We start from the raw sequence: 26269 nt of genomic DNA on the forward strand, positions 1-26269 counted from the left end.
TTTCGGCAGGGTGAAATCGCCGTTTGAGCTTTGGTCGGCGGGAATTCGCCTGGAAGGTCTCGTCGAAACCCTTGGCCAGTGATAGCTTTCGAGGGTCGTGCTGACTAGACAGCGCGAATGTATCACGGGTTGAAAGTTGATCTGCGAAGGGGAGTGATCGGTCAGTACAGGGATACAATTATCGGTGTTCATTTCCCGGTCGTTCCTGATGCTCGGTTCCAAAAAACTTCTTCAGTGCCAGTGTTGTTCCGGCGTATGACGCCGCCAAGACACCTGCGAGGAACAACACTCCGAAAAATACAGTGTAACTGAACAGAACTTCAAATACCATATCTAACAGGTGTATTTAGCTAATAAAAAGTGTTCTGACTGTCAAGTTCGCACATATAGTGAGCAGGTGGTCCACTGATTTCGGCGTGAAACAACCGAAGTTGTCGTGCTGCACTCATGCTCTGAGTCGATCACGCCCGTTCTGACAGCAGTTCGGTAGTTCGTTGCGTCTCTACTGAATAGATAGCGCGAATGGTGCACAAGGTTCTGGTTGATTTGCGACGGTGGAGATCGCTCAGGCTAAGCAGTCACCGAAACGATAACCTATCTCCTGATAAATATCAAAAACGCATCCACACTATAGCATCTATCCATCACGGTGGACCGCTGTGGCTCTAGCCTGGAGTGGGGTAGAACAGACCGACTTCCGCAACCGGTAGAAGTAAACCAATTCTGGTGACATAGAATAATCAATGAGCCTTGACGGACGACACTCCATAAACGAGGTGATCGGAGAAGTCACCCGAGGGTTGGTTCCGGCTATCACCGCAAACGAGATTCAACAACGCGTTTGCGAGGAGTTCGTAGCATCGGAGTTGTACTCCTTTGTGTGGATTGGGCGCTATAATCCGGAGAAAGAGGAGATTATTCCGGCAGCCTCCGCCGGGTTTGCAGAGAAGACGCTCAATGAGGTTCCCGCCAAAGAGGAACCACCTCCACAGGAACTGGCAAACGAGGTAGTGCGCACACGGGAGGTCGCGGTTAGACAGAATCTCATTGACGACCCTCCTTGTGAGGATTGGCGCGACCACGCCCGCAAACAAGACTACCAAACCTGCGCGGCCATCCCCCTCGTGTACGAAAAGACGCTATACGGTGTCTTGCAGCTGGCAACTACCCGGTCGCAAGGATTTGGGACGGCCGAGCGAGAATCGCTCGCAGAGTTAGGAGTAACGATCGCGTACGCCGTCGAGACTGCGGAGTCGCACGCGAATACTGATAGCACCGACCGCAAGGAAGCGGAGACAGAGCTGACGGGAGTGACCCCTGAGCCTGAACAGGAGCGGCGGCTCTACGAGACTATTATCTCAAGTACTCCCGACCTTGTGTACGCGTTCGATCTCGACTATCGCTTCATATTCGCCAACGAGGCGCTGCTGGAAATGTGGGGTCAGACCTTCGAAGAGTCCATAGGAAAGACCCTGCGGGAAATTGGCTACGAGCCGTGGCACGCGGAGATGCACGAACGCGAGATTGACCACGTTGTAGAGACAAAAGAACCCATCCGCGGCGAGGTAGGGTTCGAGCATGCCGAACTCGGTCGCCGAATCTACGACTATATCTTTGCACCGGTACTCAACGACGAGGGGGAAGTCGAAGCCATCGCCGGGACAACGCGTGATATAACCGAGCGCAAGGAGGCCGAGGAGGCACTTCAGAAAAGCGAGGAGCGATTCCGAGCGTTGCTCGACGCCAGCTCGGACGTCGTGTATCGCATGAGCCACGATTGGAGCCAAATGCAATACCTCGAGGGGCAGGACTTCATCGCCAATATACAGGAACCGACCAGTGATTGGCTTGAGAAATACATTCACCCGGATGACCGGGAGCGTGTCACGGAGGCCATCGACGAAGCGATTCGAACCAAGAGCACCTTCGAGCTGGAACACCGGGTAGACCAGGTCGATGGAACTGTTGGCTGGACGTTCTCACGTGCGGTACCGATGCTAGACGATGGCGGAAACATCGTTGAATGGATCGGTATGGCGAGCGACATCACCGAAGAGAAGAATCGCGAACGCGACCTCGAACGGGCGCTCGACCTGCTCGAGAAAACCGAGCTCATCGCCGACGTTGGCGGCTGGGAGATCGACCCGGACACGATGGACGTGTTCTGGACCGACCACATCTTCGATCTCCTGGAGGTACCTGACGACGAGGAACCGCCGCTGGAGGAAGCGCTCGACATGTACCACGAGGACGACCAGCCGGTCGTCGAGGGCGCCGTCGAGAACGCGCTCGACTCGGGCGAGCCCTTCGACGTAGAGGTGCGGATCCGGACGGCCAGCGACGAGATCCGCTGGCTCCGGCTGCAGGGCGTTCCGGAGATCGATGACGGTGACACCGTGTCGTTCCGCGGAGCGGCCCAGGACATCACCGAGCAGGTTGAGCGCGAACGAAAACTCGAGGAGACGATCGACCAACTCGAGGAGTCGAACGAGCGCCTCGAGAGTCTGGCCAGCATGATCGCCCACGAACTGCGGAACCCGGTCGCAATCGGCCAGATTTACAGCCAGCGGTTGCCGGCTGAGACGGCTCCGGAGGCCGTTGACTACGTCGTCGAAGCGTTCGACCGGATCGAGAATATCGTTGACGTCCTGCTGGTCTTAACGCACGGACGCGAGACCGTTGGTGAACGGACCCCGGTATCGCTTGTAAACGTAGTTCAGGACGCCTGGGATGAAGTGGACGCACCCGATGCAACACTCCACGTCGATATCGACGGCGAGATACGAGGGGACCAGACGTACCTCCAGCACCTGTTCAGAAATCTCCTCGAAAATGCAGTTCAACATGGTGGCGCGGACGTCACCGTTCAGGTGGGGGGTGGATCGAACGAGTTCTTCGTGGCGGACGATGGATCCGGGATCCCGGCTGAAAACCGAGATGACGTGTTTAAATCCGGGTTCACTACGACAGCCGATGAAGGTGGGACCGGGTTGGGGCTGGCGTTCGTCAGAGAGTTGGCCGATCTGTACGGGTGGTCGTGTGCAGTGTCGGAGAGCGCAGCCGGTGGCGCGCGGATCGAATTTCAGGACGTCGATTTCGTCTCGGCGGGGTAACCGGTCAGCATGCGACGAATTGCGGAATCTCGTTATGGCTAGAGGACCCCCACCCTCCGTTCATCACGTCTGCCAGCCACTGGGCAGGCCAATTACGGAGATTCGAAGAGAAAGCCTCGCCGTTCACGGCGGGGATGAATCCGACAATAGAGCAGTAAACTACGAAAAGTAGTATGCTGAATAGAGGGCGCGAATGTGGCACGGATTGAGGAGCGATCAACGCGGAAGGTCGAACGCTCAGTACAGAGCATGGATGCAGCAGCACCCTCTCTCTTCGGTACTTGAAGAAGTAGCTTACAGATTATCGGTGGGGAGACTCGCACGAATCGATTGGCAGAGAGCGGGTTCTACTCCACTATTCCGATAGCCTGCGGCGAGGTTGACGTCTACGGCCCAGAACTGGTCTTCGTCATCTTTGACAAAATCGACACCAACGCCTCGGATATCGAGCCGGTTGACGAGGCGACGCAGACGGCGCGCGAGCATCGGTCTGGGGCGCACCTGATTCAGGAACCGTTTGGGGCCATAGAGTTTCGAAGTCACACGCTTGACCGCCGTCTGGACTCGCGTTCCATTATCGACAGCGTAGTACTTGTAATCGACAGGGTCCGTAGCGATCAGTTCTTGATAGAAGCCTCCCTCGCCGTTCAGTTCGACGTCACCATCCCAGATGTAGTAGGGTTTTGCGACGTACTCGAATTTGGGTTTCTCGAAGGTCATTTGGGGAGTGCGGAACCCGACCGCCTCGAGTGCCCGGAGTCCGATTAGCCGGGAACTTAACGCAACCGTCGCGATGAGGTTGTTCCACAGGGGCGTCCCCGTTCGCCGTGCAAACCTGAGCGCGGGGAGATTGTGCGGAAACACCTGCTTGTTAACGAGCAGAGCGACATCGTCGATATGACCTGGAGAAAGTTCGGATCGCGGATCGAAGAACTGAACCTCATGTCCCGCGCCTCTAAGGCATCTAGCGATGGCAGTGAACACCGGCTGATCGTCATCACAGAGAATCCCAATCAGATCCGCGTCAGTTGTATCCATCGATAGCAGGTGTACGTGTGCCAGAGAGTATAATGCTGTGATACAGTCCAGAACCACCGGGTTCGAACGCCCGACCGATGGCAGTAGTGGCAGATCCCCACAGCGTGCAAAGTATGCGTCCTGTACTGACCAATCACTACCGTCGCAAATCGAGTCGAATTTCGTGCGACATTCGCACGTGTAGTGAGCGGATGGTTCACTGCTTTCGGCGTGAAACAAACGGGGGTGTCGTGCTACATTCGTGCCTGTATTCAGCAGGTCCGTTTTGTCAGGTGATGAGGGTTCCAACAGCGCCGCCTCGAAAGGTTATGGCTTGCCACGTCGTAACACACGTCATGTGTCACGCACTCGACGACATCGAGTTCCTCGTCGCCTCGAACCACCGCGTCGGCGTCCTCGAGGCGCTGAGCGAACGCCCTCGCGACCGGAACGACCTGCGAGAGGCGACGGGCGCGTCGTCGCCGACGATGGGGCGGGTTCTCGGCGACTTCCAGGACCGCCACTGGATCGAACGGGAGGGGCGAACGTACCGGCTGACCGCACTCGGCGAGTTCGTCGCGGACCGACTGGCGGCGTTCGTCGATTCGATGGCGGCCGAGCGCCGACTCCGCGAGGTCTGGCCGTGGCTTCCCCACGACGCCCCCGGGTTCAGCCTCGAGCTGGTGGTCGACGCGGAGGTTTCGTACCCCGGGCCCGGCTACCCGTACGAACCGATCGAGCGCGATCGTCAGCTGCTCGAGGCCGCAGAGCGGATACGAGGGTTCGGCATGGCGATGGTGAAGTCGAGCGCCCTCGAGGCCTACTTCGATCGCATCCTCGACGGGCTGGAGTGCGAGTTCATCTACCCGCCCGAGGTGTTCGAGGCGCTCCTGGCCTGGAACGCGGAGACGATCGCCGAAGCGGTGGCTCGAGATAACTACGCCGTCCTGCTATCCGAGAAACTCCCGAACAGCGAGTGGTGCGGGATCTGTCTCTCCGACGAGCGTCTCAGCATCTGCTGCTTCGAACCCGACACCGGCGCGTTGCGCGCGATCGTCGACACGGACGACCCGGAGGCGTGCGGGTGGGGCGAGTCGATCTACGAGCGGTACCGAGCGCGCGCTCGACCGCTCGAGGAGGCGGACGACCTCGTCTCGACGGGATCGCCCCCGTGACCCGCCGACGTCGGCCCCCGCTTTCACGCCGTGAAATATTTCACTAGACAGTTACAACTCCGCGCGCGGCGTCGGTTTTCGTAGTGAAGTACCATGAGCGATCAGGCACGTCAACTGTCGGGCTGGCAACTAGAAGAGAACGCCGCGGAGGCGTACGAACGATACTTCGTTCCGGCCATTTTCGCCCCGTGGGCCGAACGGCTCGTCGAGGCCGCCGGTCCGCGCGAGGGAGATCGCGTCCTCGACGTCGCCTGCGGAACCGGCGTCGTAGCTCGATCCACCGTCTCGCGGGTCGGCGAGGGCGGATCCGTAGTCGGACTCGACGTGAACGAGGGGATGCTCGCCGTCGCGGAGAAGACCGCTGCGGACGTTCGGCCCCCGATCGAGTGGCGACGGGGGGACGCGACGGATCTGCCCTTTTCGGAGGGGAGCTTCGACGTCGTCTGTTGCCAGCAGGCGCTCCAGTTCTTCGACGATCCGGCCGCCGCGCTCGAGGAGATGCGCCGCGTCCTCGTTCCGGGCGGGCGCCTGGCGCTCAGCGTCTGGCGGCCGCTCGAGTACAACCCCGGTTACGTCGTACTGGTCGAGGCGCTAGAACGGCACGTCGGCGACGAGGCCGGGGCGATGATGCGCTCGCCGTTCCCCGAATGGGGGATCGCCGACCTCCGGGAAATCGTCTCCGAGGCAGGGTTCGACGCCGGGACGATCACCGTCCAGGTCGGATCGGTGCGGTACCCCTCGATCGAAGAGTTCGTGCGCCGGGAAGTCGCGAGTTCGCCGCTGGCCGCGCAGCTCGCCGACGAAGCCGTTCGAGAGCCGCTCGTCCGCGAGGTGGAGGGCGCGCTCGAGGAGTACGCCGACGACGAGGGCGTCGTCTCACCCATGGAGTCGTACGTCGTCACCGCCGGCCGGTAGCGCCGGATCCACGGAGCACCCCGGGTCGGCGGTTGTTCGTCAGGGCGCCCGCTCACCCGAGTGCCGCCCGCATCCGCTCTGCGAGGTCGTCCATCGCCGCGTCGGCCGCCTCGACGGCGTCCGTGAGGCTCAGAAAGCCGTGGGCCAGCGACGGGTAGTGAGCGTGGTGGACGGGAACGCCGTCGGCCTCGAGTCGCTCTGCGTACGCGGCACCCTCGTCGCGGAGCACGTCGTGACCGCCCGTGAGCACCGTCGCCGGGGCAACCCCGGAACAATCCGGCGCGCGCAGCACCGCCGTGAAGGGGTTCGCCGCGTCGACCGGGCTCCGGAGGTACTGGTTCCAGAACCAGCGCATATCGGCCTCGGTGAGCAGCGGCCCGTCGCCGTGCTCGCGGTAGGAATCGGTGTCGAAGGCGCGGTCGGTGATCGGATACAGCAGGAACTGGCCCGCGAGCGGGATCGTCCCGTCGGGACCGTCCGGGCGCACCCGCAGCGCCGTCGCGGCTGCCAGGTTGCCGCCGGCGCTGGTGCCAGCGACGGCGAGGCGATCGGGGTCGCCGCCGAGGCTGTCGGCGTACTCTGCGGCCCACTCGAGGGCCGCGTGGGCGTCGTCGAGGGGTGCGGGAAACGGGTGCTCGGGCGCGAGGTGGTAGTCGACCGAGCAGACCAGACTCCCCGATCGCGCGGCGATCTCCCGGCAGATGTCGTCGGCCGAGTCCAGCGTGCCGAGGGTCCAGCCGCCGCCGTGGTAGAACACGACCGTCGGCGGGTTCTCGACGTCGGGGCGGTAGGCCCGGATCGGGATCGGCCCCCCGGGGCCGTCGATCTTCAGGTCCCGCACGGATCGCATCTCGGGGCCGCCGCCCGCCGAAAAGACCTCGTCTTCGACCCGGCGGGCGCTCTCGACGGCCATCGCGTGCCAGGGCGGCACGCCCGCCGCCTGGATCTCCTCGACGACCGCTGCAAGCTGTGGATCGAGTTCGTCGCTCGCGTCTGCCATACCCCCACGCTCGTCCCAGGGGGAGGTTAATCCACCGGCAGGCGGGCGGTCGGGCCTCGAGCGGCGCGCACGGTCGGTGGGCGAACGGCAACCGACCGCCCGTAGTACGAGGCGGTCGCGCCGAAACGTTCGTGTAGATTCCCCGTGAGGGTCGCACATGGACTCGAGTACGGGCGAGGACGGGGCGACGGAGCGCGATCACCGGACCGGTGCCGACTACGCCCGCGAGCGCGACGAGGCGGACCCGCTCGCGGCCTTTCGGGGTCGGTTCGACGTCCCCGACGCCCACTACATGGACGGCAACTCGCTGGGGCCGGTCTCCGACGCGGCGGTGGCGAGCCTCGAGCGGGCGGTCGAGGAGTGGCGCGAACTCGCCATCCGCGGGTGGACCGACGCGGAGCCGCCGTGGTTCTACTACGGCGAGCGGCTCGGCGACGAGCTGGCGCCGCTCGTGGGAGCCCGCGAGGACGAGGTCGTCGTCGGCAACTCGACGACGGTCAACATCCACACGCTGATCGGCACCTTCCTCGACGCGCTCGAGCGCGGCGAGGTCGGCGAGACGGACGCTCGCGCCGTCTTAGTCAACGACCTCGACTTCCCGACCGACCACTACGCGATCCGCGCCCAGCTGCGCCAGCGCGGGCTCGACCCGGACGAGCACTGCCACCTCGTCGAGAGCCGCGACGGCCGGACGATCGAAACCGACGATATCGTCGCGGCGATGGACGAGGAGGACGTCGGCATCGTCTTCATGCCGTCGGTGCTCTACCGCAGCGGCCAGCTACTCGACGTCGAGCGGATCACCGAGGCGGCCCACGAGCGGGGCATCCTCGCGGGGTTCGACCTCGCCCACTCGATCGGCGCGGTTCCGCACGAGCTCTCTGCGGTGGGCGTCGACTTCGCGGTCTGGTGTAGCTACAAGTACATGAACGCCGGACCGGGCGCTATTGCGGGCCTCTACGTCAACGAGGATCACTTCGGGCTCACGCCCGCGCTGGCGGGCTGGTGGGGCCACCACAAGGAGACGCAGTTCGAACTGAACCTCGAGTACACGCCCGCCGAGACCGCTGGCGCCTGGCAGATCGGTACGATTCCGGTGCTCTCCGCGGCGCCGCTCGAGGGTGCGATCGAGATCACCCGCGAGGCCGGCATCGAGGCGATCCGCGAGAAGTCACTCGAACTGACCTCCTACCTCATTAGCCTCACCGACGAGCACCTGGCCGATCGCGGCGTTTCCGTCGGGACGCCGCGGGAACCGGAGCGGCGGGGCGGCCACGTCGCCCTCGAGCACGCCGACGCCTACCGGATCAGCCAGGCGCTGCGCGACCGGGGGATCGTCGTCGACTTCCGGCCGCCGAACGTGATCCGGGTCTGCCCGGCCCCGCTGTACACCGGCTACCGCGACGTCCGCGAGGTCGTCGACGCGGTCGCGGAGATCGTCGACGAGGCGGAGTACGAGGAGTACGAGCGCCAGGGAGACGGCGTCACGTAGGTCCCCCGACCGGACGGACAGCTCGTCGGATCGAGGGGACGCCTTATCGACCGAGCGGGCGCGTCGCTCGAGGCGTCTTTCAGGGTCGGCGAGGGACCCCCAACCGATTTAGTCCGGACCGGTGTAGGGCGTTCGATGACCACCCCACTCCGCCGACGCGAGTTTCTCGCGGGAAGCGGCGGCGTCGGACTCGCGGGCGTCGCCGGCTGTCTCGAGGCGGCGGAAGACGGTCCCGGGGCGGCGGACGACGGAGCCGTCGAACACCCGAGCGCCGACGCCGCGGCGATCGTCTCCCAGCACCGCCTCGCTACCGACGCGGGACTCGAAGTGCTCGAGGGGGGCGGGACGGCAGCCGACGCCGCCGTCGCCGTCGCCTGTGCGCTCAGCGTCGTCGAACCCTGGTTCTCCTCCGCGCTGGGCGGTGGCACCTGGGCGCTGTACTACGACGCCGAGGTCGAGGAGGTGACCAGCGTCGACGGCGTCGGCCCCGTCGGCGCCGAGGCGACGGTCGAGGACTTCGAAGAGCGGGCGGGCGACGACGGCATCCACCAGGCGATCGTCCCCGGCGCCTGGGACGGCTGGATGCTGTGGCTCGAGCGCTACGGCGCCCTCGACCTCGCGGAGGTGCTGGCGCCGGCGATCGACCTCGGCCGGGAGGGGTATCCCATCAGTCCGGAGATGGCGGGCTGGCTCGATCGAGGGGCCGACGAGATCGGCGATCGGTCGGCCGCGGCGGCGATCTACGCGCCCAACGGCGAGTTCCTCGAGGAGGGCGACACCGTCTACCAGCGCGAGATGGCCGACACGTTCGAGTCGCTCGCCGAGGTCTACGCCGACCGCCTGGACGAGGGCGAGAGCGAGGCGATCCAGGCGGCGCGGGACCACTTCTACCGCGGGCCGATCGCCGACGCGATCGTCGAGTACGCCGACGAGCACGGCGGCTATCTCACCCGCGAGGACTTCCGGGGGTTCGAGGCGGAGATCGTCGAGCCGATCTCGATCGAGTACGGCGACGTGGAGGTGTACCAGAACCCGCCGAACAGCCAGGGGATCACCCAACTCCTGGCGCTGAACAAGCTGGCGGCCCACGACTTCTCCGGGCTCGAGTCCGACGACGCCGACGCCGTCCACGCCCAGGTCGAGGCGATCAAGCTCGCCTTCGCGGACCGCTATCACCACGTGGGCGACCCGGATCGGGTCGACGTCCCTGTCGACGAGCTGCTCTCCGAGGAGTACGCGGCGAGCCAGCGCGACCGGATCGAGATGGACGAGGCGCGGGAGTGGCCGATCGACTCCGGGATCGAGAGCACCGACGCCGACCACACAACCACGTTTCACGTCGTCGACGGGAACGGCAACGCGGCGGCGGTGACGACCAGCTTGGGCGCGCAGTTCCTCGTCATCGGCGACACCGGTATCCACATCAACAACCGGATGCGGATGCTCGCGGTCGATGAGGGCAATCCCAACCGACTCACCCCCGGTTACAAGGTGCGTCACACGTCGAACCCCTACATGGCGCTGCGCGACGGGCGACCGTACGTTCTGGGCGGGAACACCGGCGTCGACACCCAGCCCCAGGGCCAGACCCAGCAGTTCCTCCACGTCGTCGAGTTCGGCCTCGACGCCCAGGAAGCGATCGACCACCCGCGGTTCGTCAGCACCGCGTTCCCCTCCACGCAGTACCCATACGAGTACGAGAACACCGTGCAGGTGGAGTCCGACTACCCGTCGGCGCTGATCGAGGAACTCGAGAACCGCGGCCACGACGTCGAGGAGGGGGGCTCGTTCGGCTCGGCGACGATGATCGTCGTCGACGAGGACGGAGACCGCGTGCAGGTCGGCGCCGAACCGCGGATCTCCACCGCCGAGGGACGAGTTTCGCCGCCGGACGAGGGGTAACGCGCCACCGTTCGTTCTCGCGGAACCCTCGCGCTCACACCTTGTGAGTGCCCGTCTCGTCCTCCATCTCGCCGAGGAACGACATGTAGTCGGTGCCGCCGGTGCCGGTCGTCTCGCCGGTCACCGCCCGGATGTACTGGATGACCTGGCCGAAGTGGACCAGCCGGAACGTCTGGAGCGCCTCGATACAGCGGTTGAACGCGGCCGAAAGTTCGTCGTCGCCCTGTGCCGCGACGTAGGGGCGGACGTCGACGTCCGCGTCGAACGCCTCGACGACCGAGCGGTGTTTCTCGGGCATGTACGTCCGCATATCCAGCAGTTTTTCGATCAGTTCCGTCGTCTCGTGTTCGATCCCGAGAGTGGCGTCGATCGACGGCAACGCGCAGCTCTGGGCGCCGGAACCGCCGCGGTAGGTCTGTGCGCCCTCGAGTTCGCCGACGCCCTCGTACACCAGCTCGTCGAAGCCGTTGTAGTAGGGGCGGTACTCGGTGGCGAACGCGGTCGGCTCGTTCTCCTCGGTCATCCGGCGCATGATCGATGTCTGGCGCTCGAGGGAGTCGGCGATCGTCTCGAGGGCCGCCTCGAGAGCGGTCGGGTCGTCTCCACGAATCGCCGCCTGGGCGCGGGCGCAGGCGACCAGCGCCGGTCCGGCCGCGGCCTCGATGGCGACGTGGACGACCACGAACCAGCGTTCGTCCGCGAGGTCGGTGAACTGCTGGACGGTCTCTAAATTCCCGAGGACGAGTCCCCCGTCGGGGTCGCGGCGGCGAAAGTTGTGCAGACAGAGCAGGTCGTACGAGAGGATCGGCTTCCGGCCGAGGCGCCTCGAACTGCGGTACAGCGGAACGGCCACGCCGGCGGGCAGCCGGTCGACGGGGTCGGCACCGATCCGGTTGACGTAGCCGCTCGCGAGGAAGCCGGAGAGCAGGCAGAGCCGGACGGTCTCGCGGTCGGAGAGCCCCTCGAGCAGCCCGTCGGGCGGCGTCTCGAGATCCTCGACGAGCGGTCGCAGTTCGCCCTCGGCGAGCAGCGACGGGAGCCGCTCGCCGAACTCGTCGAGGCGACGGAGGTACGCGTCCACGGCGCCGTCGCCGGCGGGCTCGAACCGCGTGAGCGGGTCCTCTTCGGGAAGAAAGCCACGCCGCTCGTCGATCCCGTACGCAGAGAGAACCGCCCCGCTCGTGTGATCCATTACCACGGCGTACGGCCCCGACGCTCTTCAAACTTATCTCGCTCCGGACACATCAGTGAACAAAGATGGTCGTCGACGGGAGTTTCTGCGACCGAGTGTGAGGAGTCGTCCTCGAGGCGCCAGAACTCCGTTCCAGTGCGCTTTCGGACTCGTTCGCCGCTGCTGTTGTACGGTCGGAGGCGTGGAAACGCGCGGCCGCAACCTCGAATAACCGACAGGTATACGGCAATCCCTCACAAGGGTCAGAGTAACATGCAGGTCGGAATCGGGTTGCCGAACACGCTCGAAGGCGCGGATCGGGAGCTGCTCCTGACGTGGGCCCGACGGGCAGACGAGGGACCGTTTACGAGCCTCGGCGTGTTCGATCGACTGCTGTATCGGAGCACCGAACCGCTGTCGACGCTCGCCGTCTGCGCCGGCGTCACCGAGGAAATTCGACTCGCGACCTCGATCGTCGCGGGGCCGCTGCGAAACGACGCGCTGCTGGCGAAGGAGGCGGCGACGATCGACGCGCTCTCCGGCGGGCGACTCACGCTCGGACTCGCACTCGGGGCGCGCCGGGACGACTACGAGGCCGCCGGCGTCGACTACGGCAGTCGCGGCCGGCGGTTCTCGAGGCAGCTCTCGGAACTCCGTTCGTACTGGGAGGACGACGAGATGGGGCCGGAGCCGGTCCAGGATGGCGGCCCGCAACTGCTCGTCGGCGGCGACAGCGACCCGACCTTCCAGCGCGTTGGGCGGTACGCCGACGGCTACATTCACGGCGGCGGTCCGCCGCGGGCGTTCGAGAAACAGGCCAATCAGGCACGTGCGGCCTGGCAGGAGTCGGGCCGCCCCGGCGGCCCCGACCTCTGGGGCCACGGCTACGTCGCGCTGGGCGAGGAGGCCGCCGAGCGCGGTCGGGAGTACCTGCTCGACTACTACGCGTTCACCGGCCCCTTCGCCGAGCGGATCGCCGAGGGGTTGTTGACGACCCCCCAGGAGGTGCTCCAGTGTATCCGTGGGTACGCCGACGCGGGCTGTGACGAACTCATCCTCTTCCCGACCGTCGCCGACGAGGAACAGTACGACCGACTCGAGACCGTGATCGAAAACGAGTGGGGGTGATACGATGGAGATCGCTGTCGTCGGCGGCGGGCCGGGCGGACTGTACGCGAGCCTCCTGCTCAAGAAGGAACACCCCGACTGGGAGATCACCGTCTACGAGCGCGACCCCGTCGACAACACCTACGGCTGGGGCGTCGTCTTCTCGGACGCCACGCTCTCGAACCTTCGCGAAGCGGACACCGAGAGCCACGAGCGGATCACCGACGCCTTCGTCCGGTGGGACCCCATCGACGTCCACTACGACGACGAGCGCTTTCGCTGCGGTGGCCACGGCTTCGCCGGCATCATGCGCGCGGATCTCCTGGGCATTCTCCAGGATCGCTGTCGGGAGGTCGGCGTCAACCTGCGCCACGAGGTGGCGATCGACGACCCCGAGGAACTGGCGGCCGAGGTCGACCTGCTGATCGGCGCCGACGGCCTCAACAGCACGGTCCGCGAGCACTACGAAGACGGCTTCAAACCCTCCGTCGAGATGGGCAACGCGAAGTTCGCCTGGTTCGGCACCGAGAAGCCGTTCGACGTCTTCACGTTCGTCTTCCGGGAGAACGAACACGGCCTCTGGCGGGTCCACGCCTACCCCGGCCGCAAGAGCACGTTCATCGTCGAGTGCACCGAGGAGACCTGGCGCAACGCCGGCATGGACGAGAAAGACGAGGAGACCGCGCTCGCGTACTTCGAGGAGCTCTTCTCGGATCACCTCGAGGGCCACGCCCTCGAGAGCAAGCTCTACGCCTGGCGGAACTTCCCCGTCGTCTCCTGTCGGACCTGGTCGCTCGGAGACGACGTCGCCCTCGTCGGCGACGCCGCCCACACCGCGCATTTCTCGATCGGATCGGGAACCAAACTCGCGATGGAGGACGCCATCGCCGTCCTCGAGGGCGTCCGGGAACACGGCACCGACGGCGGGGCGGCGCTCAACTGGTACGAGAAGGAACGGCGGCCGCGCGTCGAGGGGCTCCAGGAGGCCGCAGAGCGGAGCCAGCGCTACTTCGAGAACGTCGAGCGCTACTGGCACCTCGAGCCCCGGCGGTTCGCGTTCAACCTGCTCACCCGGAGCGGCCGGATCTCGTATGAAAGCCTCAAGGTGCGCGACGTCGAGTTCGCCGACGAGTACGACCGCTGGTTCCAGCACGCGCTGGCGGCGAACCCCGGCACCGACGCGGTCCCCGTCGCCGCGAAACCGCCGCTGTTCCAGCCCCTCGAGTTGCGCGAGCTGACGGTCGAGAATCGCCTGACGCTGACCCGCCCGCCCGCCCACTCCGCGAGCGACGGCACCCCCTCGGAGAGCTATCTCGAGGGGCTGGCCGAGCAGGGCGAGCGCGGGCCGGGGCTGGTGCTAACCGACCCGGTCGCCGTCTCCCCCGAGGGGCGCATCTCGCCGGGAACGCCGGGGCTGTACGAGGAGACCCACGCCGACGTCTGGGGCGACCTCGTCGCCGACCTCCGCGACGGGACCGACGCGGCCGTCGGCGTCCAGCTGTTTCACGCCGGGCGGCGAGGATCGATGCGACCGCGAGCCCACGGGCTCGACCGGCCGCTCCCCGCCGAGGAGGGGTGGGAGCTGTTCGCCCCCTCCGCGAAATCCTATACGCCCGGTGGGCGCACGCCGACGGCGATGGACGGCGACGACTGCGAGCGGATCCGCGAGGCGTTCGTCCGGTCGGCGGAGCTGGCCGAGGCGGCAGGTTTCGACTACGTTCAGCTTCACGCCGGCCACGGCTACCTGCTCTCGTCGTTCCTCTCGCCGCTCACGAACGAGCGCGACGACGAGTACGGCGGCGACCTCGAGACCCGCGCTCGCTACCCCCTCTCCGTGTTCGACGCCGTCCGGGAGGCGTGGCCCGACGAAAAGCCGCTGGGGACGGCGCTGCAGGCGACCGACTGGAACCTCAGCGGACTGAAGACGAGCGACTCGAGGCGGGTCGCGGAGATGCTGGCTGACCGGGAGTGTGACCTCCTCTCGGTCGTCGCCGGCCAGGCGACGTTCAAGGAGCGCCCGCGGTACGATCCGACCGTCCTCGCGGACTTCACGGAGGCGTTCAGAAACGAGGTACAGATCCCGGTGCTGTCGACGAACTACGTGACGACCTACGACGAAGTGAACACGCTCGTCGGCGCCGGGCGGGCCGATCTCTGTACGTTCAGCCGGTGACGGTGGCGGGGTCGGTCGTCCGGTCCGCCTGCACCGGGCACCGCCGCAGGCGCGACGAGTCGCAGAATTTGCCGACGCATAGGAGTCCTTTTCACCCCGCCAGACGCAGTGAGTACCATGCTCGATTACGTCTCGCTCGAGGGCGACCTCGAGGAAGAAGAGCGGCTGATCCGGGATACGGCTCGCGAGTTCGTCGACGAACGGGTGCGCCCCGATATCGGCGACCACTACGAGAACGGCACCTTCCCCACCGACCTCATCCCCGAGATGGGCGAGATGGGGTTCTATGCACCCAATCTCGAGGGTTACGGCTCGCCAGGCGTTTCCGAGACCGCCTACGGGTTGTTGATGCAGGAACTCGAGGCCTGCGACTCCGGATTGCGGTCGATGGCCTCCGTGCAGGGTGCCCTCGTGATGTACCCGATCCACGCCTACGGCAGCGAAGACCAGAAGGAGGAGTGGCTGCCGAAACTGGGCGAGGGCGAGGCGGTGGGCTGTTTCGGCCTCACGGAGCCCCAGCACGGTTCGAACCCCTCGGGGATGGAAACGCACGCCGAGCGCGACGCGGATGGCTTCGTGCTCAACGGCTCGAAAACGTGGATCACCAACTCCCCGATTTCGGACGTCGCGGTGGTGTGGGCGCGGGACCGCTCCGCCGACGATAACCCGGTTCGAGGCTTCCTCGTCGAGACCGACCGCGACGGCGTCAGCACGAACAAGATCGACGAGAAACTCTCGCTGCGCGCCTCCATCACCGGCGAGATCGGTCTCAACGACGTCCGCGTGCCCGAGGAGAACGTTCTTCCCGGTGTGGAGGGGATGAAGGGGCCGCTCTCCTGTTTAACGCAGGCGCGCTACGGCATCGCCTGGGGTGCGGTGGGTGCGGCTCGAGACTGCTTCGAGGAAGCCCGCCAGTACGCCAAAGACCGAGAGCAGTTCGGCGGGCCGATCGGCCGGTTCCAGCTCCAGCAGGACAAACTCGCGGAGATGGCGACCCAGATCACCCTCGCACAGCTGCTGGCGTACCGCCTCGCGGAACTCAAAGAGCGCGGCGACCTCCGGCCCCAGCACGTCTCGATGGCCAAACGCAACAACGTCCGGATGGCTCGCGACCAGTCGCGCGTCGCCCGCGAGATGCTCGGCGGCAACGGCATCACGACGGATTACTCGCCGATGCGCCACATGGCCAACATGGAAACCGTCTACACCTACGAGGGCACCCACGACATCCACACGCTGGTGCTCGGCCAGGATCTGACGGGGATCGCCGCCTACGAATAAGACTGGAGGCGGCCCGTCCGCCGTTACGTGCTCAGTCGAGTCGAAGCGACTCGAGTCCCGCCTCGATCGCGTCGTCCCAGTCCGACGAGCCGCGAACGTCGCTCGGCGGTCTGGGCGGCTTCGGCTCCGCGGGGCGTGGAGCCAGCGAGCGCTGCCACCACTGCACGTCGTGCCACTCGCCGTTTTTGTAGCCGACCTTCCGGTAGACGCCGACGGGTTCGAACCCCATCGACCGGTGGAACTCGACGCTCGCCGGGTTGGGGAGCGCCGTCCCGGCGTAGACGTTGTAGTAGCCCTGGAGCTCCAGGGCTGCGAACAGCGATTCGTACAGCGCCCGTCCGACGCCCCGGCGGTGGTACCGGTCGTCGACGTACACCGACGAGTCGACCGACCACCGGTACGCGTCCCGCGTCCGGTGCGGACCGGCGTAGGCGAACCCGATCACGTCGGCGTCGTGCTCGCAGACGAGCCACGGATGGCGCGCCTCTGTCCGCTCGATTCGCCGCTCGATCTCCGAACCGCTCGGCGGCCGCTCTTCGAACGAAACCGCCGTCTCCCGGACGGAGGGTTCGTAGATGCGCGCGACTGCGCCGGCGTCGCCGTGAGCCGCAGGGCGTATGTCGGGCATGAGCCGTCGTACGGCGCTCGGGCGAATATCCCTTCTCCCGTCTACGCCACCGAGTCGATCGCGTCGAACGCCTCCCGAACGCCCTCGAGCCCTCGCCCCGCCGACAGCGCACACACCAGCAGAAGCCGCGCCTTCCACGCCGGCAGGTCGCCCCCACCGATGGCACCCGCCTCGAGCAGCGTCTGCGCCCCGCCACCGCCGCCGTAGACGCCCGCGGTGGTGCCGGCGTGACACCGCGAGGTGAGCACCACTGGCACCCCGCTGTCGAGGGCGGACTCGAGCGCCCCGCCCAGTTCGGCCGTCGCGTTCCCCAGGCCGGTTCCGGCGAGAACGAAGCCGTCGACGCCGGCCTCGAGTCCCGACTCGACCTGCCGGCCGTCGACGCCCGCCGCGTTCGTGACGATCTCGACGCGAACGCCGGCGCCGACGGCCGCACCCTCGATCCGCGGCGCGTACCGCCCCGGCTCCCGGAGGAAGCGCAGTCCGTTCGTCGTCAGTTCGGCGATCGGCCCCGTCTCCGGGGACTGAAAGGTCTCGAGGCGGCTCGTGTGGCCCTTCACGACCCAGCGGGCGGCGTGGACGGTGTCGTTGAACGCGAGGTAGCTCCCGCCGTCGTCCCGAAACCGCTCGTGGGCGGCGGTGCGAACCGCCAGCGTGAGGTTGGTGGGGCCGTCGGTCCCCGGCTGGTCGAACGACCGCTGGGCGCCGGTGAAGACGACCGGCAGCGGGAGGTCGCGGGCGAGTTCGGCGAGGAACGCCGATTCCGCCATCGTATCGGTCCCGTGGGTGACGACCACCCCGTCGACGCCATCGTCCGCGGCGCAGTCGACCGCCTCGAGCAGGTCGGCGGCGTGCTCGAGGGTCAGCTGGAAGCCCGACACCTGGCAGACGTCCTCGACCTCGATCGTCGCGAACTCGTCGATCTCCGGGATCGTCTCGAGGAGGTCGTCGCCGGCCTTCGAGGGCGTCTTCCCCTCGCTGGCGTCGTCGCCGCCGGTGCTCGCGATCGTTCCGCCGGTGGTCAGGATCCGCACGCGTGGCTGCATACCCCGATGGTCGACTCGAGGGAAAGTAGTCCCCCGTGGTTCGGTAAACCGGTACGGTTATCTCGCCGGCTTCCGTCGGACTGACACGTTCTCTTTCCCGGCCGGAGCGGTGGCGCCGTGCTGTCGGTTCCGGCCGGTCGCCGCACGTGACGCGGCGAATCACCATGACCAGAGACGTACGCACGATCCTCGAGTCGACCGCCGCGGAGTACGAGCTCCGGGGCGAGCTACACGCGGTCCCGCCACACGCCGTTTACGAGGCGGTCGTCGACGGCCAGCGGGCGGTCTGTAAGCTCGCGCGCGGCCCCGAGGCCGATCCGGCGACCGAAGCCCGAGTTATGGAGCGCGTCCGCCGGGAGACGTCGGTTCCCGTGCCGGAGGTGCTCGATGTCGGTCCCGACTGGTTCCTCGCCGCCTGGCACGACGGCGTCCCCGACGAGCCGACGGTCGGCGCCGAGCGCGCCCGTACGATGGGTGCCGGACTGGCGACGGTCCACCGCGAGACGACTTTCGAGGCGGCGGGCCACTTCACCACCGGCGGGACGGGAGGACTCGTCCTCGAGTCCCGCGAGAGCTGGCCCGAAACCCTCCGCGCGCTGGTCGCCGACTGCCGGCGATTCCTCGAGCCCTACGGCTACGCCGGGGTGGCCGAGGAGGTGAGCGCGTTCCTCCGGGAGCGCCCCGACGCGCTCGCGGGCGCGGGCGAACCGGTGCTGATCCACGGCAACTACCTGCGAGAACACGTCGGCGTGGCGGGCGGAGAAGTCACCTGCGTGATCGACTTCGAGCACGCGATGGCCGGCGACGGCGAGTACGACTACTGGGCGACGGCGCTGCCGACGTTCGTCGGGGCGAACGCCCCCGGCGGCGACCTCGGGCGGCGGGCGTTCCGCGAGGGCTACGAGTCCGTCAGGCGGCTTCCCGACGGGTTCGATCGCCGATCCGGCGTCTACCGTGTCGTCCTCGGCGTGACCTACCTCCGCTCGCTGTACCTCCAGGGGCAGTGGGAGCGGCCGGCGGCGGATCGCCGCGCCGAGTCGTTCGCCGGGAACATCCGGAAGCGCCTCGAGAGGCTTCGGGGCCGCGGGTAGTCGGCTGATCGGCGGAGTGAACTGCCGGCCGAACGGCCGAGGAGCGAGTCGTGACCGCCGAGAACGCGGTCTCGCGTGCCGGTATCAACACCCTCTTTGACGGGACGGGCCGAGCCTCGAGCGAGTCGTCGACGACGACCGGACTACTCGATGCGCTGGCGCTACCGGGACACCGTTCTCGCGCTGTGTACGCTCGCGTTCTTCGCGACCATGGTCGCACGGTTAGCGATCAGTCCGGTGGTGCCGGCGATCGAGGACGAGTTCGCCGTCTCGAGTACGGTCGTCGGCGTCGCCATGACCGGCCTCTGGATGAGCTACTTCCTCTCGCAGTTCCCGAGCGGCGTGCTCGCCGACCGCTACGGGGAGCGGCTGATCGTCCTGATCGCCATCGGGGGGACCGCGGTCTCGAGTCTCCTCATCGCGATCTCACCGGTGTTCGCCGCCTTCGTCCTCGCGACCGTGTTGCTGGGAGCGCTCGCCGGGTTACACTACAGCGTCGCCACGACGCTGTTGACGCGCACGTACGACGACATCGGAACCGCGATCGGCGTTCACAACGGCGGCGGGCCGGCGGCCGGCCTCGTCGCTCCGGTCGTCGCGGCCTGGATCGGGGTTCGCTACGGCTGGCGTCCCGCCGTCGCGATCGGCGCGGTGCTGGCCGTACCGATCTTCGTCCTGTTCGCCTGGCGGGTCCGACCGACCGAGCCTCGTCGGCCGGACCAGCCGATGCGCGAGCGGTTCGAATTCGAGGCGCTCGTCGACCTCCTGGCCCGGCCGAAGATCGCCTTCACGGTGTGTCTCGCGGTGCTCGCGGCGTTCGTCTGGCAGGGAACGGCGACGTTCATGCCGACCTTTCTCATCGAACACCGGGGCCAGTCGGGAACGACCGCGGGCGTCGTCTTCGGCCTCTACTTCCTCGTCCAGGGTATCATGCAGATCGTCGTCGGTGCGGCTTCCGACCGGTACGGCCGGGAGCTGTCGACCGCCGGCTGTATGATCCTCGGGGCGGCTGGGCTCGCGCTGTTGATCGTCGTCCCCGGCTGGCTCGCGGTGGCCGTCGCGGTGGTGTGTCTCGGAACGGGACTCGGCTGGGGGGCGGCGCTGTTGCCGCGCTTCATGGACGAACTCTCGGAAGCCGAGCGCGGCGCGGGGTTCGGTCTCGTTCGAACGGTGTACGGCGTCGTCGGCGCGCTCGGCTCGGTGGGGACCGGACTGCTCGCGGATCTGTTCGGCTGGGACGTCTCCTTCGCCGTCCTCGCCGGGTTGCTGGCGCTGGTGTTCTGTGCGCTCGCGGTCAACCGGCTGTTCGGACTCGGCTACTGACCGTCCTCCCGGCGCGTCGGCGGCGTACAGCTCACGACGCGGCCGAACAGGTCGCGGTTTCCGGCGACCGCGTGGTAGCCGCCCTCGCGGATGCGGTCCCGCTTGGGCACGCGCTGGAACGCCAGCGCGAGGTAGCGGGCGGGCGTGTCGAATCGGGCGATCGCCTGCTCGAGACCCTCGCCACAGGAGTAGACGGCGTCCTGGGTGAGCAGGTGCGAACAGTCCTCGTAGTCGTCGGGCAGGCGCGCCAGCTGGTCCGGCGTGAGGTCGGAGAAGCCGACGACCTCGAACTCGCCGCGAGCGGCCGCGTAGCGAACGCACCAGGTGCAGAAGCCGCAGTCGTCGTCGTACACCAGTCGCGGACGGGCCTCCGTCTGATCGCTCATATCCGCCCCGAAGGCGGCCGGAAAGAAAAATCCAGCAGTCCTGGCGTCGCCTCGAGCCGCCGGCGAGCGGGGTGGTGTCGCTCGGGCCGCGCGAGTGAACTGCGCGCCCGCGGCGGGTTCCGGCGATGCGTACTTTTAAGGTCGCGTCCCGCATCGTCTCTGCTAGCAATGGCCATAGATCCGCAGTTCCACGAGAACCGAGAGAAAGTCGGCGAGGAGAACGGCGTTGCCGTCTGGGGGCCGGTCGACGAGCCCGAACAACTCGGCATCCACGGCACCCACGTCGCCGTCGACTACGACCTGTGTATCGCCGACGGCGCCTGCCTCGAGGACTGCCCGGTCGACGTCTTCACCTGGGTCGATACGCCCGGCCACCCCGAGAGCGAGCGGAAGGCCGAGCCGACCCACGAGGCCCAGTGTATCGACTGCATGCTCTGCGTCGACGTCTGTCCGGTCGACGCGATCGACGTCGACGCCGGCCGGACGGCCTGATACCGGACCGGTTCGTCCCGACCCGCATTCACCAGCGGCTCCCTGCGGGAAGCCAGTCGAAAGAAAACGAGAGACATCGTTACTCGGCGCGGTCGACGTCGACGCGCTCTTTGAGCGTCTCGAGGTCGTCAGCCTCGGCGAGTTCCTGTAACCGCTCGCGGAAGTGCTCCTCGCAGAGACCGACCTTGAGTCCGTCGGTCTCGGCGGCGAACGCAGCTTCGCGGTCACAGTAGTGACAGTTCATGGGCGACCGTACGGAGCCAGACGCATTGAACCCTCCGCTATCGACGCGTCTGTCCGCTATCACGGAAGCAGGAGGTGGCGGTACTCCTCCTTCGAGAGCCCGGCGACGCCCAGGCGGTCGTCGTGGGCGTCGCTGCCACCCGTCGCCAGCAGCCCGTGGTCGTCGATGGCGCGTTCGACCGGCTCGAGGTCGACCTCGCGGCCGTAGGGGTAGTGGAGTTCGACGGCGTCACAGTCGGCCGCCAGCGCCAGCGCCGCCCCCGTATCCGCGTAGCGCAGCGGGTGGGCGAGCGAGACGAGCGTGCAGTGGTCGGCGAGCAGCGCCCGCCCGTACTCGAAGAAGGGAATCTCGCGGGGGACGAAACACGGCCCGTCGTTGCCGATGAGGTGTGCGAAGGCGTCCTCGTAGTCGTAGTCGGTGCCGGGGTGGGCGTCGATCGCTCGCGCGACGTGCGGGCGGCCGAAACCGGTGTCGACGGCGAGGTCGAGGTCGATCCCGAGTCGCTCCTCGACGGCGTCGACGATAGCTTGTCCGCGCTCGCGGCGGTTTCGCTGAATCTCCGAGAAGGCGGCCTCGAGTTCGGGGCCCGGGTCGACGCCGTAGCCGAGCAGGTCGACGCGCAACCCGCTCTCGGCCTCGACGCGCAACTCGACGCCGTGGACGATCGTGACGCCGTCGCGCTCGAGCACCGGCTCGTCGAACGGCTGGAGCCGGTCGTGGTCGGTGAGCGCGACGACGGAGACGTCCGCCAGCCGGGCGGCGTCGGGAACGGCCTCGAGCTCGAGGCTCCCGTCCGAGCGCGTAGTGTGGACGTGCAGATCCGCGTAGGGCATACCCTACCGGACTGGACTGGACAGTAAAGCCGTTTCTCAACGCCGTCGTTCACCCCTGGTAATGCTATCGACCTGCATCACGTCTCGGCGCCGCGAGCGGGCCGTGCTACTAGGCCCTCTAGGGCGTACAAGGAGTACCCGTCCCCCCGGGGTTGTTTATAGATAATGTTTATAATTATCGTTCACGCTGTTTCGGTTGCGATGTACATGACCGACGCCGACGCGCTCGTCGAATCGCACGCGTATCCGGCGACCACACAGGAGTTGATCGACGCCTACGGGGACCGAACCCTCGAGTTGCCCAACGGCTCCGAGACGATCGGCGACGTCCTCGCGCGCCTCGGGGCAGAGACGTTCGAATCGCCGGAAGAAGCCCAGTTCGCGATCTACTCGGCGGTGAGCCGCAAGGCGATCGGCCGCGTCGGGTACAGCGACCGCGACCCGACGCCGCTCGGCAGTCCGTACGCGCCCGACGCGGTGTCGTTCTAGGGCGCCGCCGTCGCGACCGCTCAAACGACTGTAAACTCGTCTCCGGCACACCCGCGAACCGTCCCGCGGTCGCACCAGGAAACCGGTACAGCAGCCGTCTCAGCCGAGAAACTCGAGGGCGCCGTCGAGTGCGAGGGGGACCGACCCCTTCCGGTAGCCCTCGACGCGGCCGTCCGGGCGGGCGCGGTAGACGACTGCCGGTCGGTGACGCACGTCCGGCTGTTCGCCGCGAACGGCGGCCCAGGCGTCGTCCTGGAAGCTCGAGCAGTCGACGAAGAGGACGGCGCCGCCGCCGTGATTCGCCAACTGCCCGCTCGTTTTCGTCTCGGCGGTGTCGCGGACGGCCGCGACGGGCCCGTTCGCGGCGCGGTTGGCCGGCGGCTGTGGTCGAGTGACCTCGACGAGAACGTTCGTAGTGTCGTCTTCCGCCCGGTAGTCGAGGGAGTGGCCCGTCGTCACCTCGATCTCGGGGGTGATCTCGTAGCCCGCGTCCGTGAGAAGCTTCGCCGCGATGAACTCGGCCATCGCGGCGCTCATTCGGACCCGGTCGACGTGGTTGCTGGTGCCGAGCTTGCCGGACATCACGTGGCGGTACCGATCCAGGGTGCCGGTCGCGAGAAACGACTCGAAAAAGCGGGTGGTCTCTCGCCGACCGGCGTCGGGAAAGCCCGCGGCGTGCTCTCTGAAAAAGGAGCGCGTCGACTCCCGGCCGTCCTTGGACATGAACACCGGCAGGAAAAACCAGGAGAGGTGCGGATAGTCGGCGAGCCACGGGTCCTCCTCGTGGAGGGTCGCGAGCAGTTCGCGCTGGGCCCACCGCGAGACGTGGTAGGGGACCTCCCCCCAGCCGAACTTGTCGGTCTTCCACAGCGACGACGGCGTTTCGGTGTTGCCCATCCAGTAGGCCTCGTCGTCGCGGCGGGCGAACAGCGCGAGGTCGCCGTTCGCCATCTCGAAGCGGTGCGTCTCCCAGCCGCCGTTGGTCGAAAAGCGGGGGGCGACGGCTCGAGCGCCGATGTTGTTCCGGAGCGGTTGCAGTATCTGCTGGCGAACCCGCTGCTCGCTCCAGTGCTGGGGCGAGTAACGGAAGCGAAGCGGCCGTGCCACGCCGACCTGTAGGGGTCGCGGCCGGATACGTGTTGTCCTCTCCCCGGTAGTCGATGTGTACAACCGTTACATTGATATGCGACAACTGCCAAGCTATGGGTGTACTTACCATGTCAATGGGTGCCTACGACGAGGATGAGCACGAGCGCCGTGAGCAACAGGCCTCGAGGGTGGACGCGGACTTCGACGACGAGCGAACCGTCTATCACGGGAAGATCGAGTACGACTCCGGCGAGTCGGCGGAAGCGCTGTTGAACAAGTTCGAGGAGATGAAGTCGAACTAGCGCCGAACGGACGGGTCGGCTGTGACGGCTCGCCGCTGGAGGACGACCGAGAGCGTCGCGACCGCGACGACGGCGAGGACGTGGCCGGACAGCGCCGCGACCAGCAGCGGCCGGTCGACGACGAACGGAACCAGCAGGAGCTGTACCGCCGCGAAACGGACGTTCATCGCGTCGACGCGCGCGTACCGCGCGGTCGTCTCGGCGTCGAACCCGTAGTCGAGCGCCCGCCAGAGCCCGGCGACGGTCGCCCACCAGCAGGTGCCGATCCGGTAGACGACGTCCCAGCAGACCAACAGGAGGACGAACACCGCGACCGGCGGCGGCTCCGACCCGAGCAGGCTCGAGAGCAGCGACTCCCCGCCGGTCTGGGGGTCGTAGACGAACAGGTAGGTGACGAAGGCGACGAACGTGAGCACGCCGAGGACGACCTCGATACTCGAGCCGAACAGCAGCCGCTGGTACGCCGGCGGCGTCGGCAGCGCCCGCACCGCCCGGCTGTACTCGAGCATGAGCCAGCTACCCGCGGCGGCGACGACGACCGCCGCGGTTCCCGCGAGCACGGCGCTCCAGAGGCCGTAGCGCCAGGCGACGACCACCACCGCCAGCTCGAAGCCGAGCAGCTGGACGGCGACCGCGAGCCGGTCCGAGACGTCGATCCCCGGCAGCGCCCCGACGATGCTCTCGTACACCCACGTCTCGCCGTACTCGGGGCGCATCACTCCGCGCCCGGCTCGGGCGCCTCGAGCGAGACGTCACCCCAGCCGGTCTGGTCCTCGAGGGCCGCCGAGATCGCGTCCTCGATCGGCGTCAGCTCGACGGGAACGAGCCCCTCGATGCGGTCGTCGGTGACGACCACCTCGTTGGTCATCCCCTCGAGCAGCGACGGGACGAGCCGGCCGCCGATGAACCCGGTCGCACCCGTCACCAGCACGTTCATACCTCGAGTACGGCGATTACCGGTTTAACTGGTCGCCTTGTACTCGATCTCGGTGCGGCCCCTCGGTCAGTCCGTCCCCTCCTCGAGGGCGTCCCAGCCCGGCGTCGGCGGGGCGCCACGGGCGTCCTCGACCACCGCGCCGAGATCCGGATCGGGCCGCGTTCCGCGTTCGGCGCGCTCCGCCCACTCACGGATCGCCCGCCCGGCCCAGGAGTCGGCCTCGAGAACCCGCGCTCTGGCGCGGTCGTAGTGGGGCTCCGAGATCGCGAGGGTGCCGGGACTCGAGGCGGCGGCCACCGCGACGAACTCGGCGCGGTCGGCCGCCGTGAGTTCGCCCGCGGCCGAACGGGCGACCGCGCCCTCGAGGTCGGCGGGGCGGGGGTGACAGAAGAGCTTCTGACCGAGCGCCTGCGGGCCGAGCAACAGTCCGCCGACGGCCGCGGGCTCGTCGTCGACCAGCCGCTCGCCGCCGAACCGGGCTTCGACGCGTTCGCACTCGGTCTCCTGCTCGAGCGCGAGGTTGTGAGACGGGTACTCCGCGCACTCGGCAGGGTACAGCTCGTCGCCGTGGATCCGACACTGGAGCGTCTCCGGGTCGAGAAAGACGCAGGCGGGAAGCCAGGCCGGCTCGACGCCGAACGGCGCGACCGGCTTCGTCGGCTTGCGGAGGCCGACGAAGAAGGCGGGGCGGCCGGCGACCGCGGCGACGGCGTGGCCGTCGATCTCGACGCCCTCCTCCGGGTTCGCGGCCTCCCAGAGCCGGGGGACGAGCGCGTCGCCGTAACCGGCCTCGAGGAACGACCGCACCTCGTCTCGGGCGAGCGGGACCAGGTTGTAGACGTCGTCAAGCGGGGCCCGCGGGCCCCGTCGCTCGTGTTCGATCGCCTCGCTGTCCTCGAGCAGCGGCCGCCAGTCGATACAACAGCCCGCACAGCCAGCGCAGTTCACCTCCATGATCGTCTCGACGGCGGCCGACGGCATATACACCTGGCTACACTCCAGTCATCGGTGGCGTGGACTGACCCGCCGTCCGAACGCGTCTCGCGACCACTCCCGGCACCCG

General features: G+C 67.1%; 25 protein-coding genes. 13 read left to right on the forward strand and 12 right to left on the reverse strand.

Going from position 1 to position 26269, the window contains the following annotated elements:
• Window positions 1–743: 743 nt before the first annotated feature.
• Window positions 744–3113 (forward strand): PAS domain-containing protein, encoded by a 2370-nt coding sequence (locus tag NMQ11_RS15030; protein ID WP_255169264.1) that lies wholly within the window; start codon window positions 744–746, stop codon window positions 3111–3113.
• A 294-nt stretch (window positions 3114–3407) separates the two neighbouring features.
• Here the strand turns inward: NMQ11_RS15030 and NMQ11_RS15035 are convergent, their stop codons facing one another.
• Complete coding sequence (locus NMQ11_RS15035; RefSeq protein WP_255169265.1) at window positions 3408–4151, reverse strand: hypothetical protein; 744 nt, start codon at window positions 4149–4151, stop codon at window positions 3408–3410.
• 335 nt (window positions 4152–4486) lie between these two features.
• On the opposite strand from NMQ11_RS15035, the gene NMQ11_RS15040 reads away from it, so the two are divergent.
• Together NMQ11_RS15040 and NMQ11_RS15045 are read left to right on the forward strand one after the other, a co-directional pair.
• Entirely contained in the window at window positions 4487–5305 is an 819-nt protein-coding gene (locus NMQ11_RS15040; RefSeq protein WP_255169266.1) for a helix-turn-helix transcriptional regulator, read from the forward strand.
• A gap of 93 nt (window positions 5306–5398) precedes the next feature.
• On the forward strand, window positions 5399–6220 hold the full coding sequence (locus NMQ11_RS15045) for a class I SAM-dependent methyltransferase (RefSeq protein ID WP_255169267.1): 822 nt from the start codon (window positions 5399–5401) through the stop codon (window positions 6218–6220).
• A 52-nt stretch (window positions 6221–6272) separates the two neighbouring features.
• Here the strand turns inward: NMQ11_RS15045 and NMQ11_RS15050 are convergent, their stop codons facing one another.
• Window positions 6273–7220 carry an alpha/beta hydrolase gene (locus NMQ11_RS15050; RefSeq protein ID WP_255169268.1) on the reverse strand — a complete coding sequence of 316 codons (948 nt, stop codon included), beginning with the start codon at window positions 7218–7220 and terminating at the stop codon, window positions 6273–6275.
• A gap of 157 nt (window positions 7221–7377) precedes the next feature.
• On the opposite strand from NMQ11_RS15050, the gene kynU reads away from it, so the two are divergent.
• Window positions 7378–8712 (forward strand): kynureninase, encoded by a 1335-nt coding sequence (kynU, locus tag NMQ11_RS15055; protein ID WP_255169269.1) that lies wholly within the window; start codon window positions 7378–7380, stop codon window positions 8710–8712.
• A 135-nt stretch (window positions 8713–8847) separates the two neighbouring features.
• On the forward strand, window positions 8848–10614 hold the full coding sequence (locus tag NMQ11_RS15060) for a gamma-glutamyltransferase family protein (RefSeq protein ID WP_255169270.1): 1767 nt from the start codon (window positions 8848–8850) through the stop codon (window positions 10612–10614).
• A gap of 34 nt (window positions 10615–10648) precedes the next feature.
• Here NMQ11_RS15060 and NMQ11_RS15065 read toward each other — a convergent pair whose 3' ends face one another.
• The gene (locus NMQ11_RS15065; RefSeq protein ID WP_255169271.1) at window positions 10649–11806 is read right to left on the reverse strand and encodes an indoleamine 2,3-dioxygenase; all 1158 of its coding nucleotides are present in this window, start codon (window positions 11804–11806) and stop codon (window positions 10649–10651) included.
• A gap of 252 nt (window positions 11807–12058) precedes the next feature.
• On the opposite strand from NMQ11_RS15065, the gene NMQ11_RS15070 reads away from it, so the two are divergent.
• The 3 genes from NMQ11_RS15070 to NMQ11_RS15080 all read left to right on the forward strand — a co-directional run bounded on the left by NMQ11_RS15070 (window position 12059) and on the right by NMQ11_RS15080 (window position 16346).
• On the forward strand, window positions 12059–12913 hold the full coding sequence (locus NMQ11_RS15070) for an LLM class flavin-dependent oxidoreductase (RefSeq protein ID WP_255169272.1): 855 nt from the start codon (window positions 12059–12061) through the stop codon (window positions 12911–12913).
• 4 nt (window positions 12914–12917) lie between these two features.
• Entirely contained in the window at window positions 12918–15065 is a 2148-nt protein-coding gene (locus NMQ11_RS15075; protein ID WP_255169273.1) for an oxidoreductase, read from the forward strand.
• Between the two features lie 117 nt (window positions 15066–15182).
• The gene (locus tag NMQ11_RS15080) at window positions 15183–16346 is read left to right on the forward strand and encodes an acyl-CoA dehydrogenase family protein (protein ID WP_255169274.1); all 1164 of its coding nucleotides are present in this window, start codon (window positions 15183–15185) and stop codon (window positions 16344–16346) included.
• Window positions 16347–16377: 31 nt separating this feature from the next.
• Here the strand turns inward: NMQ11_RS15080 and NMQ11_RS15085 are convergent, their stop codons facing one another.
• Both NMQ11_RS15085 and NMQ11_RS15090 read right to left on the reverse strand, forming a co-directional pair.
• A complete protein-coding gene (locus NMQ11_RS15085; protein ID WP_255169275.1) occupies window positions 16378–16974 on the reverse strand; it encodes an arsinothricin resistance N-acetyltransferase ArsN1 family B in 597 nt (198 codons plus the stop codon).
• A 41-nt stretch (window positions 16975–17015) separates the two neighbouring features.
• Window positions 17016–18020 (reverse strand): asparaginase, encoded by a 1005-nt coding sequence (locus tag NMQ11_RS15090; protein ID WP_255169276.1) that lies wholly within the window; start codon window positions 18018–18020, stop codon window positions 17016–17018.
• Between the two features lie 164 nt (window positions 18021–18184).
• Between NMQ11_RS15090 and NMQ11_RS15095 the strand changes: the two genes are divergently transcribed.
• Together NMQ11_RS15095 and NMQ11_RS15100 are read left to right on the forward strand one after the other, a co-directional pair.
• Complete coding sequence (locus NMQ11_RS15095; RefSeq protein WP_255169277.1) at window positions 18185–19111, forward strand: phosphotransferase family protein; 927 nt, start codon at window positions 18185–18187, stop codon at window positions 19109–19111.
• A 150-nt stretch (window positions 19112–19261) separates the two neighbouring features.
• The gene (locus NMQ11_RS15100; RefSeq protein ID WP_255169278.1) at window positions 19262–20434 is read left to right on the forward strand and encodes an MFS transporter; all 1173 of its coding nucleotides are present in this window, start codon (window positions 19262–19264) and stop codon (window positions 20432–20434) included.
• Here NMQ11_RS15100 and NMQ11_RS15105 read toward each other — a convergent pair.
• On the reverse strand, window positions 20428–20820 hold the full coding sequence (locus tag NMQ11_RS15105; protein ID WP_255169279.1) for a thiol-disulfide oxidoreductase DCC family protein: 393 nt from the start codon (window positions 20818–20820) through the stop codon (window positions 20428–20430). The genes NMQ11_RS15100 and NMQ11_RS15105 overlap by 7 nt on opposite strands.
• A 168-nt stretch (window positions 20821–20988) precedes the next feature.
• Between NMQ11_RS15105 and NMQ11_RS15110 the strand changes: the two genes are divergently transcribed.
• The gene (locus tag NMQ11_RS15110; RefSeq protein WP_255169280.1) at window positions 20989–21312 is read left to right on the forward strand and encodes a 4Fe-4S dicluster domain-containing protein; all 324 of its coding nucleotides are present in this window, start codon (window positions 20989–20991) and stop codon (window positions 21310–21312) included.
• A 79-nt stretch (window positions 21313–21391) separates the two neighbouring features.
• Here NMQ11_RS15110 and NMQ11_RS15115 read toward each other — a convergent pair whose 3' ends face one another.
• Together NMQ11_RS15115 and NMQ11_RS15120 are read right to left on the reverse strand one after the other, a co-directional pair.
• Entirely contained in the window at window positions 21392–21556 is a 165-nt protein-coding gene (locus NMQ11_RS15115; protein ID WP_255169281.1) for a DUF6757 family protein, read from the reverse strand.
• A gap of 59 nt (window positions 21557–21615) precedes the next feature.
• Window positions 21616–22389 (reverse strand): PHP domain-containing protein, encoded by a 774-nt coding sequence (locus NMQ11_RS15120; protein ID WP_255169282.1) that lies wholly within the window; start codon window positions 22387–22389, stop codon window positions 21616–21618.
• Window positions 22390–22590: 201 nt separating this feature from the next.
• Here NMQ11_RS15120 and NMQ11_RS15125 point away from each other — a divergent pair, with 201 nt between their 5' ends.
• The gene (locus NMQ11_RS15125) at window positions 22591–22878 is read left to right on the forward strand and encodes a DUF5789 family protein (protein WP_255169283.1); all 288 of its coding nucleotides are present in this window, start codon (window positions 22591–22593) and stop codon (window positions 22876–22878) included.
• Between the two features lie 99 nt (window positions 22879–22977).
• On the opposite strand, the gene NMQ11_RS15130 is transcribed toward NMQ11_RS15125, so the two are convergent.
• Entirely contained in the window at window positions 22978–23985 is a 1008-nt protein-coding gene (locus tag NMQ11_RS15130; RefSeq protein WP_255169284.1) for a DUF5784 family protein, read from the reverse strand.
• 110 nt (window positions 23986–24095) lie between these two features.
• On the opposite strand from NMQ11_RS15130, the gene NMQ11_RS15135 reads away from it, so the two are divergent.
• Window positions 24096–24269, forward strand: coding sequence for a DUF5786 family protein (locus NMQ11_RS15135; protein ID WP_255170904.1), 174 nt, complete (start codon window positions 24096–24098; stop codon window positions 24267–24269).
• Here the strand turns inward: NMQ11_RS15135 and NMQ11_RS15140 are convergent.
• From NMQ11_RS15140 to NMQ11_RS15150, 3 genes are all read right to left on the reverse strand, one after another.
• Window positions 24266–24985, reverse strand: a complete 720-nt coding sequence (locus NMQ11_RS15140) for a DUF7530 family protein (RefSeq protein ID WP_255169285.1) — start codon at window positions 24983–24985, stop codon at window positions 24266–24268. The two genes, NMQ11_RS15135 and NMQ11_RS15140, sit on opposite strands and share 4 nt — an antisense overlap.
• Entirely contained in the window at window positions 24985–25206 is a 222-nt protein-coding gene (locus tag NMQ11_RS15145) for an NAD-dependent epimerase/dehydratase family protein (protein WP_255169286.1), read from the reverse strand. Before NMQ11_RS15145 ends, NMQ11_RS15140 begins: the two co-directional genes overlap by 1 nt.
• Before the next feature lie 66 nt (window positions 25207–25272).
• Window positions 25273–26160, reverse strand: coding sequence for a YkgJ family cysteine cluster protein (locus NMQ11_RS15150; protein ID WP_255170905.1), 888 nt, complete (start codon window positions 26158–26160; stop codon window positions 25273–25275).
• Between the last annotated feature and the right edge of the window lie 109 nt (window positions 26161–26269).

Source organism: Natrononativus amylolyticus (genome assembly GCF_024362525.1).
GTDB classification, from domain to species: Archaea; Halobacteriota; Halobacteria; order Halobacteriales; family Natrialbaceae; genus Natrononativus; species Natrononativus amylolyticus.